The organism is Pedobacter sp. 22226, from assembly GCF_052045455.1.
Taxonomy (GTDB): domain Bacteria; phylum Bacteroidota; class Bacteroidia; order Sphingobacteriales; family Sphingobacteriaceae; genus Pedobacter; species Pedobacter jeongneungensis.
Window position 1 is genome coordinate 161,561 of the sequence record NZ_JBQEPB010000011.1, and the last position, 15,569, is coordinate 177,129.

A 15,569-nucleotide genomic window follows, 5' to 3' on the forward strand; every position below is an offset into this window, starting at 1 on the left:
CCTTTCAGAATGCCATACAATTTCGTAACTTTGCACACTCAATAATTAAAGAGCACACAATTCGTATAAATGAGACAACTCAAGATAACGCAATCTATTACCAACCGTGAAAGTCAATCCCTGGATAAATATCTGCACGAAATTGGTAAAGTAGATTTAATAACAGCAGAAGAGGAAGTAATTTTAGCAAGGAAGATTCGTGAGGGCGATCAGGCTGCATTAGAGCGATTGACTAAAACCAACTTACGTTTCGTTGTATCTGTTGCAAAACAATATCAAAATCAAGGTTTAACTTTAGGAGACTTAATTAACGAAGGTAACTTGGGTTTAATTAAAGCGGCGAAACGTTTTGACGAGACCAAAGGTTTCAAATTCATTTCTTATGCTGTTTGGTGGATCCGTCAATCAATTTTGCAGGCAATTGCTGAGCAAAGCCGTATTGTGCGTTTACCATTAAACCAGGTAGGTTCGTTAAGCAAAATCAGTAAAGCTTTCTCTAAATTAGAGCAAGAGTACGAGCGTGAACCTTCTCCGGAAGAACTGGCTGACATTTTAGAAACTACAGTGGACAAAATTTCAGACACACTGAGTAACTCTGGCCGTCACGTATCCATGGATGCTCCTTTTGTTCAGGGTGAAGAAAATACATTACTGGATGTATTGGAAAACCACGAACCAAACACAGACAGTTCATTAATCAACGAATCGTTATCAGAAGAAATTAAACGTTCTTTATCTACCTTAACAGAGAGAGAAAGAGAAATTATTGTTTTATTCTTTGGATTAGGTTCTAACCACCCACTTTCTTTAGAGGAAATTGGTGAGAAATTTAACTTAACACGCGAGCGTGTTCGTCAGATTAAAGATAAAGCGCTACAACGCTTACGTCATACTTCAAGAAGTAAAATCTTAAAATCTTATTTAGGATAAGGGAATAGATTTATAAAAATATTAAAAGATCGGCTAACGCTGGTCTTTTTTTGTTTACTAGTGGTATATAATAATAAGATCGTCATCTCGACCGGAGCATCGCGGAGTGGAGAGATCTGCCTCGATAGATTTCTCGACTGCGTTGCACTCCGCTCGAAATGACGAAACTCTTAGTACTCAACTTACAAGCAAAAGCCTTAAAAAAGGGCAGAAAGATAAAACTCTACATAGGACTTCTAATGGACGTTTAGAAGCAAGATGATTATTAACAATATCGAATCTTACGGCAACAGTCATTGCGAAACCAATTTTTCATTGAATGAAGCGATCTTAATGTGCTTGTTTATAGCAATAGTTTTAAGATTGCTTCGTGCCTAGCAATGACGACTTAGCTACTTAAAACCCCTTTATTAATAATTTATTTTAGCTTCTAATTTACTAAAACAAATTATTAATAGACCTTGAACATGTTTGAGGGACGGAACTCTAAAATAATATACCTAAATTAAAACAACAAGTGTTTCACGGTTAATCCGTTATTGATCAATTGTTTTAACGAATCGATACCAATACGTAAATGTGTTTCTACATATCTTTCGGTTACAGTGCTGTCGCTTTCCGCAGTTTTAACACCTTCAGGGATCATGGGTTGATCAGAAACCAGAAGCAATGCCCCTGCCGGAATTTTATTTGCAAATGCGGTAGTAAAAATCGTTGCGGTTTCCATATCAACAGCCATTGCACGTAAAGTTTTTAAATATTTTTTAAATTCTTTATCGTGTTCCCAAACCCTGCGGTTGGTGGTGTAACAGGTTCCGGTCCAGTAATCCCTGCCATGGTCACGAATTGTTGTAGAAATCGCTTTCTGCAAAGCAAACGCCGGCAATGCCGGCACTTCTGCAGGAAGATAATCGTTTGATGTACCTTCCCCCCTGATGGCCGCAATTGGCAGGATTAAATCGCCTAACTGGTTTTTCTTTTTTAAACCACCGCATTTACCCAAAAACAGCACCGCTTTAGGTTTTATCGCTGTTAATAAATCCATCATAGTAGCCGCCAGCGGACTTCCCATACCGAAGTTGATGATGGTGATCCCGTTTGCAGTAACACTCTGCATAGGTTTATCTAAACCCATAATTGGTGCATTATCGTTCCACTCTGAAAACATAGATACATACTTACTGAAATTGGTCAACAGGATATAATCACCAAATTGATCTAATGGCCGGCCGGTATAACGCGGCAACCAGTTTTTAACAATTTCATCTTTGGATTTCAATCCAGATTTAACAGGAGATTCTACCTCTTTTATTTTTTTTGATTTTTCTACAATTTCCTCGTCTTTTTTTACGTCTTTTTCTTCGTTCATATCATTTAGTTTAGAGCCTGGCGCATGGCGCACAGCGTTAACAATACTATATTACAAAAAATCCCTCCCGAATTACGGGAAGGATTTGATTTTTTAGGCGGCCTGCAACTTTTTAAAGTCGGCCTTTTCAAATTTCTCTATCGCGTAATCGAGATTGATATGCAACTCCCTGACATCCGTCTGCGTTGGCGTATCAAACATCGCATCGAGCATAATCGCTTCACAGATCGATCTTAAACCACGTGCCCCCAATTTATATTCCATTGCTTTATCTACAATAAAATCCAAAACGTCTTCATCAAAAACAAGCTTTACATCTTCATAAGCAAAAAGCTTAACGTATTGCTTGATCAATGAGTTTTTAGGAGCGGTTAAAATGTTTCTTAAAGATTCCTTATCCAATGGGTTTAAATGCGAAAGAACCGGAATACGACCAATTAATTCGGGAATTAATCCAAAAGATTTTAAATCCTGAGGGGTAATATACTTATAAAGATTTTTAAGATCCAATACGGTCTCATCTTTCTTTACCCTGTAACCTACAGCCTGCGTACGTAAACGGTTGGCAATTTTGCGTTCGATACCATCAAATGCACCACCACATATAAACAAAATGTTATTGGTATTTACCGGGATCATTTTCTGATCCGGGTGCTTACGTCCGCCCTGAGGTGGAACGTTAACCACAGTACCTTCTAAAATCTTTAACAATGCCTGTTGCACACCTTCTCCTGATACATCACGGGTAATAGACGGGTTATCGCTTTTACGCGCAACCTTATCCACCTCATCAATGTACACAATACCACGTTCTGCTGCTGTTACGTCATAATCTGCCGCCTGTAGCAAACGCGTTAAGATACTCTCCACATCCTCCCCTACGTAACCTGCCTCTGTTAATACAGTTGCATCGCAGATACAGAAAGGCACATGTAAAATTTTAGCAATGGTTTTCGCCAAAAGTGTTTTACCTGTACCAGTTTCACCCACCAACATGATGTTCGATTTTTCAATCTCGATCTCGTCTTTATCAACCTTTTGGTTTAAACGTTTATAGTGGTTGTAAACGGCAACGGAAAGTACCTTTTTAGCATCATCCTGACCAATTACATACTGATCAAGGTGTTGTTTAATTTCAAGAGGCTTTAATAAGTTTATCGCCTCCTGAATATTTTTTGTCCCTTTGGTTCCTAATTCCTGCGCAAGTAACTGGTTGGCCTGGGTAACGCATTTATCGCAGATAAATGCATCCATACCTTCAATCAACATTAAAGTTTCATGCTTGCCAGAATGGCAGAATGAGCAACGGGATTCTTTATTTTGTTTCGCCATCTTTCTTTGCGTTTCTCGATAATACTTCGTCAACCATACCAAATCCTTTTGCCTCATCGGCAGTCATCCAGTAATCGCGGTCTGAAGCTTTCTCTACCCAGTCGTAAGTCTGGCCAGAGTGCTCTGAAATAATATCGTATAATTCCTTTTTCAATTTCAACATCTCTCTCAAGTTGATCTCCATATCAGATGCCACACCTTGTGCACCTCCTGATGGCTGGTGGATCATTACCCTTGAGTGAGGTAAAGCAGCACGTTTTCCTTTAGCACCTGCAACCAATAAAACAGCACCCATTGAAGCGGCCATACCAGTACAGATCGTTGCTACATCTGGCTGGATATACTGCATGGTATCATAAATACCTAAACCTGCATAAACCGAACCACCTGGCGAGTTAATGTAGATCTGAATGTCACGATCTGCATCTGCTGACTGTAAAAACAACAACTGCGCCTGGATAATATTGGCATTCTGATCATAAATGGCGTCACCTAAAAAGATGATACGGTCCATCATCAACCTTGAAAAAACGTCCATCTGAGCTACGTTCAACTGGCGTTCTTCGATGATATATGGTGTCATGCTCTTAGGGTTCAAATTAGCCTGAGCAATAAATTTATCTACGTGTAAACCGCCAATCCCCTGATGTTTAACGGCAAATTTTCTGAATTCTTGTGAATCTATGTTCATGAGTTATGAGTTTTTTAGCAGAGGGCATAGAGTTTTGAGCTCCAGTTCCCCATAGTTTCGTGAATAATAAAAAACCAAAATATAAATAATATTTCAATTATATTGGTTTAGACAAAGAGCATACCATATCAGAATCTATGACAATATAGCACACTCACTATTTCAAACTTTTAGAAAAGCTGGAAATCATCCTTGCTAAAATATCTAAATCTTCTAACAAATCTGCCAAATCCTTGTCAGAAACTAGTAATCTTAAATTTAATACTAAAAGAATATTAGCATTTTCGAAAATAGACCGATGTGCAAAGTTTAAGAACCGTCGAAAATCGGGCGTAGAATTGGAGCCAGATCCTTCTGCAATATTATTAGATACGCTAAGAGCAGCTCCTCGAAGCTGCTCTGCGAATCTAAACTTTTTTATTTCTTCTAATTTTTCAGAAATATCAATTAATTTATTACCTACCGTTATAGCTCTCTGCCAAATTAGCAAGTCTTGAAATCTAAATTTTGCCATATAGCAAAATAAGATTTTTTATTATGATATTAAAATCATCTGGCGCTATGCCCTATGCTTTCTTCTCTACCAGCGCCACAAACTTGTCGTAATCAATATCTTTTTGCTCCAAAGTAACAACAGATTTGATTTGCTCGAAAGTTTTTAATGCTTTTACTTCTTCGAAAACACGGTTTGCATTTTCTTTATCCTGTAAAAACTGAACAGCATATTGAGCTAACTGATCTTCAGGAAGCGGACTAGGACTGTACATTCTGAACTGCGCATCTAATTTTGCCTTAGCTGCCTGAACTACATCTTCATATTTGATTTCGATGCTGTTATCTTTAATGATTTTATTTTCGATTAAAGTCCATTTCAGGTTTTTAGCGAAATCATCATAACCTTCTGCCAGTTCTTCGTCGGTTAATTTTTCGTTGGTTGCTTTTAACCAGCGGCGTAAAAATTCGTCAGGTAATTCGAAGTTGTGTTTAACTAATAATGCTTCATAAATATCGTTCGATAATTTACGCTCAGCATCTTGTTTAAACATACTTTCTACTTCTTCGGTAATTTTTGCTCTGAAACCAGCTTCGTCAGTAACTACACCTTCGCCAAATAATTTATCAAAAAACTCCTGGTTTAAGTCTGATTCTTCTAAACGGTTAACGTTTTTAACGTGAAGTTTGAAATTTGCCTTTAATTCAGCAGCTTCTTCCTCCGAAATATTTAAAGCTTTTGAAATTACTGCAGCATCTTCAAGCGCTTTTTGAATATCGATGGTCACTTCATCATCTTTCTTTAAACCGATTAACGATTTAAGGATTTTCTTATCTTTAACCTGATCCAAGCGGATTGTAGCAGTACTGGTAATGCCACCTTCTACCGCAGTTCCATCAGTATCTACCTGGGTTAATTCGGTATATAAAACATCATCTTCAGCCGAAACCTCAGGATTTGTCATTTTACCATAGCTGCGACGGATATTTTTGATGCGGCTTTCTAGAGTTTCCTGATCAGCTTTAACTACGTACTCAGTAAATTTATCTTTAGATGAAACGTTTACATCAAAAGCAGGTGCTAAACCTAGCTCGTAATCAAATTCGAAATCATCTGTATTATCCCATTTAAATTCGCGCTCATCATCCATTTTAGGAAGTGGCTGACCTAATATTTCTAATTTTTGCTCAGCAATGTAGTTAGATAGGGTATCGTTTAACAAATTATTCACCTCTTCTACCAAAATACTTTTGCCGTACATTTTTTTAATGTGAGCCGCAGGAACCATTCCTTTACGGAAACCAGGTAATTGTGCTTTTTTGGCCTGATCTTTAATTGCTTTATCTACTTTAGCAGTGTAATCAGCAGGTGCGATCTTGATTTTTACAACAGCATTTAAGTTGCCGGTTTTTTCCTGTGTAATATTCATTTTTATGAGATTGAGTATTAAGATGTGAGATGTGAGACCTTTTCCAAGCTCTAATTCCACATCAATTTTTATTAATCAATGTTTTTAAAAACAAAACCGTTTCGATGTTTAAATCGAAACGGCCTTTATCTTGTTGTGCGGAAGAAGGGACTCGAACCCCCACGCCGTGAAGCGCCAGATCCTAAGTCTGGTGCGGCTACCAATTACGCCACTTCCGCAGTTAGGATGTTGTAAGGACTGCAAAGATAGAAACAAGATTGAATAATCAAAAGGCCTCGGCAATATTTTATTGATTATTTTGATCAAAAAACGATAACTATTTAGTTTTTAAGGAGAAAAAATTACCAAAAAAGATTTTCTGGAGCTTTTGCGATGGTTTGTGGAGACACAAACCATGGGGACAGACTTTATTTTTTGGAAAGCAGGTTCAGTAGCGCTTAGGATGATACATTCCCGCTGTACGCTTTATCTCGATTTAAAATTGGGAGGTACCGCTTCCATCGGGTTTAGGTGGCAGGGCCGGTAAATGCTATACTTATATAAAACACGAAACGTTCCTACGGAACGAAAACGCCAATTTTTCAATTTGGCTACCTATCAGTCGTCCCTATGGGACGGTTTAGATTTTTTTAGATGGTTTGTGGAGACACAAACCATGGGGACACAAACCATGCAATTCGGGCATAAAAAAACCGTTCTGATTTTAAATCGGAACGGTTTATCGTGTTGTGCGGAAGAAGGGACTCGAACCCCCACGCCGTGAAGCGCCAGATCCTAAGTCTGGTGCGGCTACCAATTACGCCACTTCCGCATTAGGATGTTTTAAGGACTGCAAAGATAGAAACTAAATTGAATAATCAAATTTTTAAGGTGTTTTGTTTAAGCATAAATTTGACTATTTATCGATGAATGAACTTGACCTGCCGCACATCATCCATCTTACATTTTCCATTTTACATATTTCCCATCTCTAAAACTCAACCAATGTTACATCAACCAGCTCCGGACCACCATCTATTGGGTAGCCTTTAACTTTTCTTCCTTTAATCTTAACTTTTCTATCTAAACAGGTATCAAGATTTATAGAGCCACTTTTTAAAGCATAAGTTTTATTATCGGCTTTTAACAGGTGTGTACCATATTGAAAGGTTGTCATTTCAAGTTTTTGAATAGTTCCGCTTGCGGTAACAGAACCAGTATGATTTGCATCTTTTAAAGGGCTACAACCAGAAATCACAGCAACAAACAGGGATAATATTAATATTTTTTTCATGATAGTTTAAACGGGTTGATTTAATTTTATGCTACAATTTACAACAATTAAAACGGTATGCTTAATAAAGTTGTTTTTGGAATTCGAAAAAATACTGAACGGCTTTAACCAGCCTGCTACCATACCAGCTGAACATTTCACCATCAACCAATATAATTTTGACTCCTGGTATTGCTGATTGAATCTCTTCAATGTGTTTTTCTCTGAAAGGATACGGCTCTGATGAGAGTAAAATCAGCTCACAGCTGGAAGTTTTTAGTTGTTCTAATGTTACAACAGGATAACGATCTTCTTTAATTACATTCACCATGCCGTTTGTAAGCAAAATATCATCAATAAAGGTATTTTTTCCGGCGGCCATATAGGGTTTGCGCCAGATGAGGTAAGCTACCTTTTTATCAATATGGTGCTGTAATGCAAGTGTTTTCAGGTCATTAAATCCGGCAGAAATCAGGTGGTTCAGGTAACTGGCTTCAGGTTCACGATCTACCAGCGCCCCTATTGCGCCAATGGCTTTCGTGGCATCGTCAAGGGTAAAAATATCGCTCATCCAAACAGGAAAATATTCTGCAAGTTCTTCTATATCACCCTGAGTATTTTCTTCTTTGTTGCCGATAATGAGATCTGGCTTTAAATCTTTAATTAAATCGATATTGAGCTTTTTCGTCCCTCCTACTTTGGTGCGCGTTGCAAACTTATCTATCGGATGGATGCAAAATTTGGTTAATCCGATAATTTCCTGATCTAAGCCTAAATCGAACAAAAGCTCTGTTTGTGAGGGCACAATTGAAATAATTCGTTTAGGAGGGAAATTGATGGTGATTTCTCTTCCCATCTGATCGGTAAACGTTTTTTGCATGAAGCAAAGGTAAGGTTTAGGGATGAAACTACAGACGTCGTCCTTCGAGCGGAGTGCAACGTAGCCGAGATATCTGTCTCGAGATAGATCTCTCTTCCGAACATTCAGGACGTTTTCGGTCGAGATGACGACGCTATTATAAATAAGATCTACGCACCATTCTTTTTCTGTTCTACATAAGCATCGTTATAAAAATGATTCGGTTTAAGGTAAACTGCATTATTCTGGAAATCGAGAAAGGTATTAAACCGCTTTAAAACTTCGTTGCCTAAAATGTGGATATTGGCGCCCCTTAATGGTTTGTTGCCCGTTATGAGTTGTACAGGTACATTTTTCAGGTTGTATTTGCCTAATTTAAGTACTTGCAGGTTTGAAGTAATTACAGGTATCTCGTTTCCTGTAGCACCATGCATCATTACTTTTTTTATCACTTCCATTTTATCCATTGGAAATTTACCTGTTTTTAGCAGATCGTTATCGAGCATGGCTGTGCGATGGTAGCCGGTATCAAAAAGGAACCAATCGGTGTTTTTTGTTCCACTCTGCTCAATAGTGCTTTCTACCAGAAGAAGTTCCGCAAAATATTTAATGTTTAATTTCGTAAAGCTTTTATCCTTTGCCACATTTTTAGGCATAACGGAATGAACAACCATCAGGTTTTGATCGTAATTGAGTTCGACAATTTTTCCATCGAACAAATCCCAGCCAAACCTTCCATCGGTACCCGCACCGGTGAGCTCGGCCGGATAAAGCTTAGTTTTATAATCAATGCTGCCTAATTTGAGGTTATAAGTAGTATTGTATAACTGAGGTTTAGATTTTACTTTACTTTTTAATACTTCGCTGGTAAACACCAGTTCTGTAGTTCCGCTATCGAAATTTAAATTAAGCGTGTCTATCTGGTTGAAAATAGATTTGACATAGATGGTACTTTCGCTATTGATAAACAGTGGAATACTGTCGTGGATTTCGGGTTTTATTTTGCTAAAATTTTTAATATCAGGACTTGCAATTTGTGTATAACAACTATCCTTTCCATTTAACAGCACAATGAAATCCTTTTTTTCACCTGGTTTGATTTTTAGGGTGATTGAATCGATATCAGTTTTAAATTTAACCGTTTTGGCTTTTATTAGTTTTGAAGTTGTAAAAATATCGGGTTTTGCCTTCAGATTGATATTCCAGCCTTTAGTAAGACCATCTTCTTCGTAAATTTTGGCTGTTTTGGCATTTGCTCTAACAATCGGGAGCTTTTTTTGTGCAAATGTTGTTATTGAAAGGCAAGTAAGGGCGGTAATCAGAATCTGTTTCATTAAAATGGTTTTATAAAACGAATTTAACAATTAACTATAGCATTAGGTATTAAAAAATGTTTTTATTCGGGATGCGCTTTATGCTACAACCCGAATATTTATTTAGTTTGTTTTTAAACCACAGATGCACACAGATAAACACAGATTTTATATTGGATGAGTCCTAATCTTCCACTAAACAATGTTTTCTTTGCCTGAGATTTAAGCAATAGCCACATCTTCTTTTACCACGCCATCGGCAATGTGTAAAATCCGGTTGCCATATTGTGCATTTTTTTCTGAATGGGTAACCTGGATAATGGTAATGCCATCTTCCTGATTCAATTTTTTAAATAAGGCCATAATTTCTTCTGCCTGTGCCGATTGCAGATTACCTGTTGGCTCATCGGCGAGGATTATTGATGGTTGTGCAGCCAATGCCCTGGCAATCCCCACCAATTGTTGTTGTCCGCCTGAAAGTTGATTTGGGAATAAATCTTTTTTGGCCACAATGTTAAAACGATCTAACAGATCGGCAATTCTGCTCGCCCTTTCGGAGCTACCTACTTTTTTATATAATAAGGGTGCTTCGATATTTTCATAAACCGTCATTTCATCGATCAAATGATAAGCCTGAAACACAAAGCCGATGTGGTTGCGGTAAAGTTCGATGCGTTTACGTTCGTTTAGCGAGGTTACATTTTCTCCCAGAAACTCATAAGTACCGTAAGTGGGTTCTTCGAGCATGCCGATAATATTGAGCAGTGTAGATTTTCCGGCACCCGATGGCCCCATAATGGAAACAAATTCCCCTTGTTTAATGGTTGTGGTGACCAGGCGGAGCACATAATTTTTAACGCCTTTGTTTGCGTAGTATTTTTCGATGTTGGTTAATTGTATCATATTTTTAGCGTTGGGCGAATAGCGTTTGGCGGTTAGCAGAAAATCAACGCTGAACGCCAAACGCTGTCCGCAGGTGTTATTCGTATTTTAAAGCATCAATGGTATTGGCAACCGCAGCTTTGTACGAGCGGATGCTTACGGTAATCAGGGTTATCGTCATAGAGATAATCATTGCGAGAATAAAAGGCCATACATTCACCTCTATCCGGTAGGTAAAGGTAGCCAGCCATTTGGAAACAAATAAATAAGCCAAAGGCCATGCAACTAAATTGGCAATAAAAACCATCATCAGGAATGAGCCGTTGAGCATTTTAACCAGTTCTACGGTTGATGCGCCCAGTACTTTTCTAATGGCTACTTCGCGGGTACGTTGTGTGGCTACAAAAGAAATCAGCCCAAATAAGCCAATAAAGGAAATAAAGATAATTACGCCTGCAAATACTTTAAAAAGAGCACCCATTATTTTTTCCGTCTGGTAATATTCGCTGATTTTATCATCCATAAAATTAGCGCCATACACATATTCCGGCAACACATTGTTCCAGGTTTTTTCGATGGCCTGCATAGCGGGCAAAATACTTTTACTATCCAGTTTTATTGCAATAGTGTTATAGGATTCTTTATTGCTGTTTAAAATAATAGGCGAAATTGGCTCATGCAGGCTTCTGTTGTTAAAATCTTTAACCACTCCAACAATAGTCCCGGTTTTACCATGTACCCTAATGGTTTTACCAAGCGCTTCGTTATAATTAATTACATTCAGTTTTTTCAACAGGGTTTCGTTTACCACAAAATTTTTAACGGTATCGCTTTTAGTTAAACCTTTTCCGGCAATAATTGCTAAACCAAATGTTTTAAAATAGTTTTCGTCGCCGGTTTTGGTATTGGCCTGAAAATTTGCATTTACAGTACTATTGTATCTGAAATTACTCTCGTTATTAAAATCAGATGATGGTGCAGCACTGCAATAACTGGTAGAAAATACTCCAGGGATTTTATTGATCTGATCCTGCAGGGTATGGTAGCGTGTAATCGCAATGCTATCAGAAGGAATGTCGACCAAAGCTACAGCGGTTGGAATAAAACCAAGTGGTTTCTCCCGCATGTAACTCATTTGCCTAAGTACAACCAAAGTACCGATAATGAGTATAATGGTAATGGCAAACTGTACCACCACCAGAATTTTGCGTAAACTTAAACCTCCGGCATTTGCGGTAATTTTATTTTTTATTGCCAGTGCAGGACTATAGCCCGACATCACCATTGCAGGATAAAAACCTGCCAAAAAGCTCACTAACATTACCAAAACAAGCATAAACACCAGTATAATGGGATGCTCAATGATACTAAAAGAAATATGATCTTTAAATAAACTTTGCATGCCAGGCAGCGCAATTTCGGTTAAAACGCAGCCCACCAGTAATGAAAGAACCGTGATGGTTAAAGTTTCAGTTAAAAACTGAACGATTAATTGTCTGCGCAAACTGCCCATTACCTTACGCACACCAACTTCTTTACCCCTGCTTACCGCCTGTGCAGTAGCAAGATTAATGAAATTAATACAAGCGGTGAGCAATAAAAAAACACCGATAATAGCCAAACCATAAAGTTCTTTTTTAGAAATTACCTTGTTTGCAAAATTGCCAAGTTCTTCATTGTAATGAATATCCCTTAAGGGTTGAAAACGGTGCCCTTCTTTAGAAATATCATCTTTCTGATAATATTTATCAATAAACTGAGGAATATTTCTATTTACTTCTTCTATAGAAACACCTTTTTTTAACAAGACATAACATTCGGATGATGAAGAAACCGAACCCCAGCTGGTTAACTCTGGTCCGGCCAGGTTTTGATAAGTTTTGTAGGAAATTACAATTCTAAGTGGAAACGAACTGTTTTCTGGTGTTTTTTCGATAATTCCGGTTACTTTAAGGTCTAGTTTATTTTTAAAGTTGATGCTTTGTCCAACCGCTTTGTGCCAATCGCCAAAAAGTTTATCGGCCATTTCATCAGATAAAACGACCGTATTCGGCTGACTTAATGATTGACGCGGGTTGCCTTCCAGCCATTTAAAATCAAGGATTTCGAAAAAATCAGGTTCTGCGTATTGCACATCCTCTGCGGTTTTAATGCTTTCTTTTCCTGATGCATCTTTTACCTTAATAATTCCCCCGCCGCCCTGAATGGCTCCTACTTTATCAAATTGCTGACTAAAATCGTTCCGCATAGCAGCCGGAAGTGGCCGGGCCGTACCTGGAGATTCAAAAAAACTATCAGGCGCAGTCCAGCTGGTTATTACCCGATAGATTCTGCTTTCGTTTTTAAAATTTTCATCAAAACTGAGCTGATAACGGATAAAAATAAAAATGAGGATACAACTGGCCATTCCGATAGAAAGGCCAAGGATATTGATCAGGGTATAACCCTTGTTTTTCCAAAGGTTCCGCCAGGCGATTTTTAAATTAAGTCTGAACATATTGAGTGAGGTTTAGCGTGGGGCGTTTGGCGGTCTGCGGCGATAAATCCACGCTAACTGCCAAACACCATCCGCAGGTCTTTATTCGTATTTAAGTGCATCAACAGCATTTGCTTTAGCTACCTTGAAAGTTTGCAGGCTTACCGTTAAAATGGCAATAATTACCGAGGTTAGCAGCGCCAGCAAAAATGGCCAAAGGTTTACCGTTATTTTATAATCGTATTTTTCGAGCCATTTGGCAAGCAGAATGTAAGCCACCGGAATGGCAATAATATTGGAGATAATTACCAGTTTCATAAAATCTTTGTTCAGCAGGATCAGAATATCCGAAAGATTGGCACCCAGCACCTTGCGGATACTGATTTCTTTGCTACGCTGCTCGGCAGTATAGAGGGCCAAACCCAATAAACCAAGACAGGAGATGAAAATGGCAAAGCCTCCAAAAATGTTCGAGAGTACACTGAGTAACCTTTCGCTTTGAAGTTTTTCTGCCATGCCCTGACTAACCATCTTTATTTCTATAGGATAGGCCGGATTTAAACTTTGACTCACTGATTTTATTTTTTCGATAGAGGCAGACAGCGATTGCTTTGGATTTAGTTTAAGCAAGAGAACCTTACTTGTTTTAATATTATAATAATAAACCGTTGGCTGTATTTTTGAAGCAAGCGATTCGCTCGAATAATCCTGTACCACACCTACAACTTTAAGTGGTGGGTTATCGCCCCAATGTATAATGGTACCAACAGGATTTTTTAAACCCATTATTTTAACGGCACTTTGGTTCAGCAAAAGCGATGTGGAGGTATCAGCCGAAAATTTAGGATCAAAATCCCGTCCTTCGATAATTTTAACACCGGTAGTTTTGGCAAAATCGAAACCAGTGCTCCTGTAATTGATAATAGAAACATCGTTTTTAGGTTTGCCCGGCCATTGGATATCGCCGGTAATAGAACCGCTGTTGGTAAAAGAACCGGCATATTCAGTGGAAGCCACTATGGCACCTGCTCTTTCCAGTTCGTTTTTAAAAGTATGTAGTTTCCCGGGTTTAGTCCATTCACCTTCCAGGTCAATTTGTGCCAATGCGGTTTCATCAAAGCCTAATGGCTTATTTTTAAGGTGCTGAATCTGGCTGTAAATTACAATTGCCGAAATAATCATACAGATAGAAAGGCTAAACTGCACCACTACCAATGTTTTACGGATGGATAAAGAACCTGTTGAACCTTTAAATCCTTTTAAAACTTTTACCGGGATAAAAGATGACAGGTAAAATGCAGGATAACTTCCCGCCAGGATACCGGTAAATAATACCATTGAAAGCAAAACCGCCCAAAATCCAATTGAACTATAATTGATTTTAATTGAAATATCGAGCAGGTTATTAAAGTAAGGCAAAGAAACTTCGAGCATTGTAAAGGCAATTAACATGGCCAAAAACGACAACAGAAGCGATTCTATCATAAACTGCCCCATGATGGTATTCCGTGTAGAACCCAAAGCTTTTCTCACACCAACTTCTCTTGCCCGTTTTTCCGATTTGGCGGTAGAAAGGTTCATGTAATTGATACAGGCGATAAACAACACGCATATCGCTAAGAAAACGAACAACCTTAACTGATCGATTTTACCACCGACCACTTTACCGTTATCAAAATCATCATACAAGTGCAATTTGCTTAAAGGAAAAAGAAAAGGCTGGTAGGTCATTTCTTTTAAATCAGGCTCTTTATTTACAATAAAATGTTTCAAGGCTGCATTTGTAGCTTCTAATGAAGCGTTATCTTTAAGCTGGAATAAAGTTAAACAGGTAATCGATCCCCATCCATTTTCCTTCTCCGAAGGATTTTCCTGTTCAAAGAAAGCCCAGGGCTGCAACACATCAAACCGGATACTCTGGTTTTTAGGGAGATCTTCTATTACGGCACTCACTTTTAAATTAATACGGTTATCGTATTTAATACTTTGCCCGACCGGATTCTCCTCTCCAAACAGTTTCTTAGCCGTAGATTGGTTAATAAGTACGTTATTTGGTTCGGTTAAGGCCGTGTTCGGATCTCCATAAATGAATTTATAATCGAGCATTTTCAAAAAATCGGGATCAACATCAATGCTTTTCAGTTTAAAATTTTGCTGGTTTCGGCTGTATAATTTCTGTCCGTTATTCATTGATATGCGTGCGGCACTCTTAATGCCCGGCAGTTCTGAAGCTCCGGCTTTGGCCAGTTTATTCGGAACCGCCATGGTAGTAGCCAGTTTGCCGTTAAACTTTAAATTCAGGGCTGATAAATACACTTTATCGGCATTTTTATATTGCTTATCGAAGCTCCATTCGTAATACACATATAACAGCAGCATTAAACAACAGGCCATACCAATTGCCAGTCCACCAACATTGATTAATGTAAAGCCTTTGTTTTTCCAAAGGTTACGCAGTGCTATTTTTAAGTTGAGTTTGAACATATTTTTGAGGTTGAAGGTTTTAGCGCTTGGCGTTTGGCGGTCAGCGATAACTCTACGCT

The 15,569-nt window shown here is 38.3% G+C and carries 12 protein-coding genes and 2 tRNA genes; 1 reads left to right on the plus strand and 13 read right to left on the minus strand.

Annotated elements, in window-relative coordinates; all coding sequences use genetic code 11:
- Positions 1 to 69 precede the first annotated feature (69 nt).
- The gene (locus ACTJKC_RS22755) at positions 70 to 930 is read left to right on the plus strand and encodes a sigma-70 family RNA polymerase sigma factor (protein ID WP_010601359.1); all 861 of its coding nucleotides are present in this window, start codon (positions 70 to 72) and stop codon (positions 928 to 930) included.
- A gap of 505 nt (positions 931 to 1,435) precedes the next feature.
- Here the strand turns inward: ACTJKC_RS22755 and ACTJKC_RS22760 are convergent.
- The 13 genes from ACTJKC_RS22760 to ACTJKC_RS22820 form a co-directional block, all read right to left on the minus strand.
- Positions 1,436 to 2,299, minus strand: a complete 864-nt coding sequence (locus ACTJKC_RS22760; protein ID WP_344849789.1) for an AMP nucleosidase — start codon at positions 2,297 to 2,299, stop codon at positions 1,436 to 1,438.
- A 93-nt stretch (positions 2,300 to 2,392) separates the two neighbouring features.
- Positions 2,393 to 3,631, minus strand: a complete 1,239-nt coding sequence (clpX, locus tag ACTJKC_RS22765) for an ATP-dependent Clp protease ATP-binding subunit ClpX (protein ID WP_344849788.1) — start codon at positions 3,629 to 3,631, stop codon at positions 2,393 to 2,395.
- Entirely contained in the window at positions 3,615 to 4,322 is a 708-nt protein-coding gene (gene clpP / locus ACTJKC_RS22770) for an ATP-dependent Clp endopeptidase proteolytic subunit ClpP (protein ID WP_138822840.1), read from the minus strand. The genes clpX and clpP overlap by 17 nt, the downstream gene beginning before the upstream one ends.
- 157 nt (positions 4,323 to 4,479) lie before the next feature.
- Complete coding sequence (locus tag ACTJKC_RS22775; protein ID WP_344849787.1) at positions 4,480 to 4,836, minus strand: four helix bundle protein; 357 nt, start codon at positions 4,834 to 4,836, stop codon at positions 4,480 to 4,482.
- 52 nt (positions 4,837 to 4,888) lie between these two features.
- Entirely contained in the window at positions 4,889 to 6,244 is a 1,356-nt protein-coding gene (gene tig, locus ACTJKC_RS22780; protein WP_344849785.1) for a trigger factor, read from the minus strand.
- A gap of 136 nt (positions 6,245 to 6,380) precedes the next feature.
- Positions 6,381 to 6,462, minus strand: a tRNA-Leu gene (locus tag ACTJKC_RS22785).
- A 511-nt stretch (positions 6,463 to 6,973) separates the two neighbouring features.
- A tRNA-Leu gene (locus ACTJKC_RS22790) sits at positions 6,974 to 7,055 on the minus strand.
- Between the two features lie 159 nt (positions 7,056 to 7,214).
- Positions 7,215 to 7,517: a hypothetical protein gene (locus ACTJKC_RS22795; RefSeq protein WP_440795611.1), complete on the minus strand. Its 303-nt coding sequence runs from the start codon at positions 7,515 to 7,517 to the stop codon at positions 7,215 to 7,217.
- Positions 7,518 to 7,578: 61 nt separating this feature from the next.
- Positions 7,579 to 8,376, minus strand: a complete 798-nt coding sequence (locus tag ACTJKC_RS22800) for an ABC transporter substrate-binding protein (protein ID WP_440795613.1) — start codon at positions 8,374 to 8,376, stop codon at positions 7,579 to 7,581.
- 149 nt (positions 8,377 to 8,525) lie between these two features.
- Positions 8,526 to 9,689: a hypothetical protein gene (locus ACTJKC_RS22805; protein ID WP_440795615.1), complete on the minus strand. Its 1,164-nt coding sequence runs from the start codon at positions 9,687 to 9,689 to the stop codon at positions 8,526 to 8,528.
- 201 nt (positions 9,690 to 9,890) lie between these two features.
- Entirely contained in the window at positions 9,891 to 10,571 is a 681-nt protein-coding gene (locus ACTJKC_RS22810; RefSeq protein WP_440795617.1) for an ABC transporter ATP-binding protein, read from the minus strand.
- A 76-nt stretch (positions 10,572 to 10,647) separates the two neighbouring features.
- Complete coding sequence (locus tag ACTJKC_RS22815) at positions 10,648 to 13,047, minus strand: ABC transporter permease (protein ID WP_440795619.1); 2,400 nt, start codon at positions 13,045 to 13,047, stop codon at positions 10,648 to 10,650.
- Positions 13,048 to 13,128: 81 nt separating this feature from the next.
- Positions 13,129 to 15,510 (minus strand): ABC transporter permease, encoded by a 2,382-nt coding sequence (locus tag ACTJKC_RS22820; protein WP_440795621.1) that lies wholly within the window; start codon positions 15,508 to 15,510, stop codon positions 13,129 to 13,131.
- Positions 15,511 to 15,569: the final 59 nt, after the last annotated feature.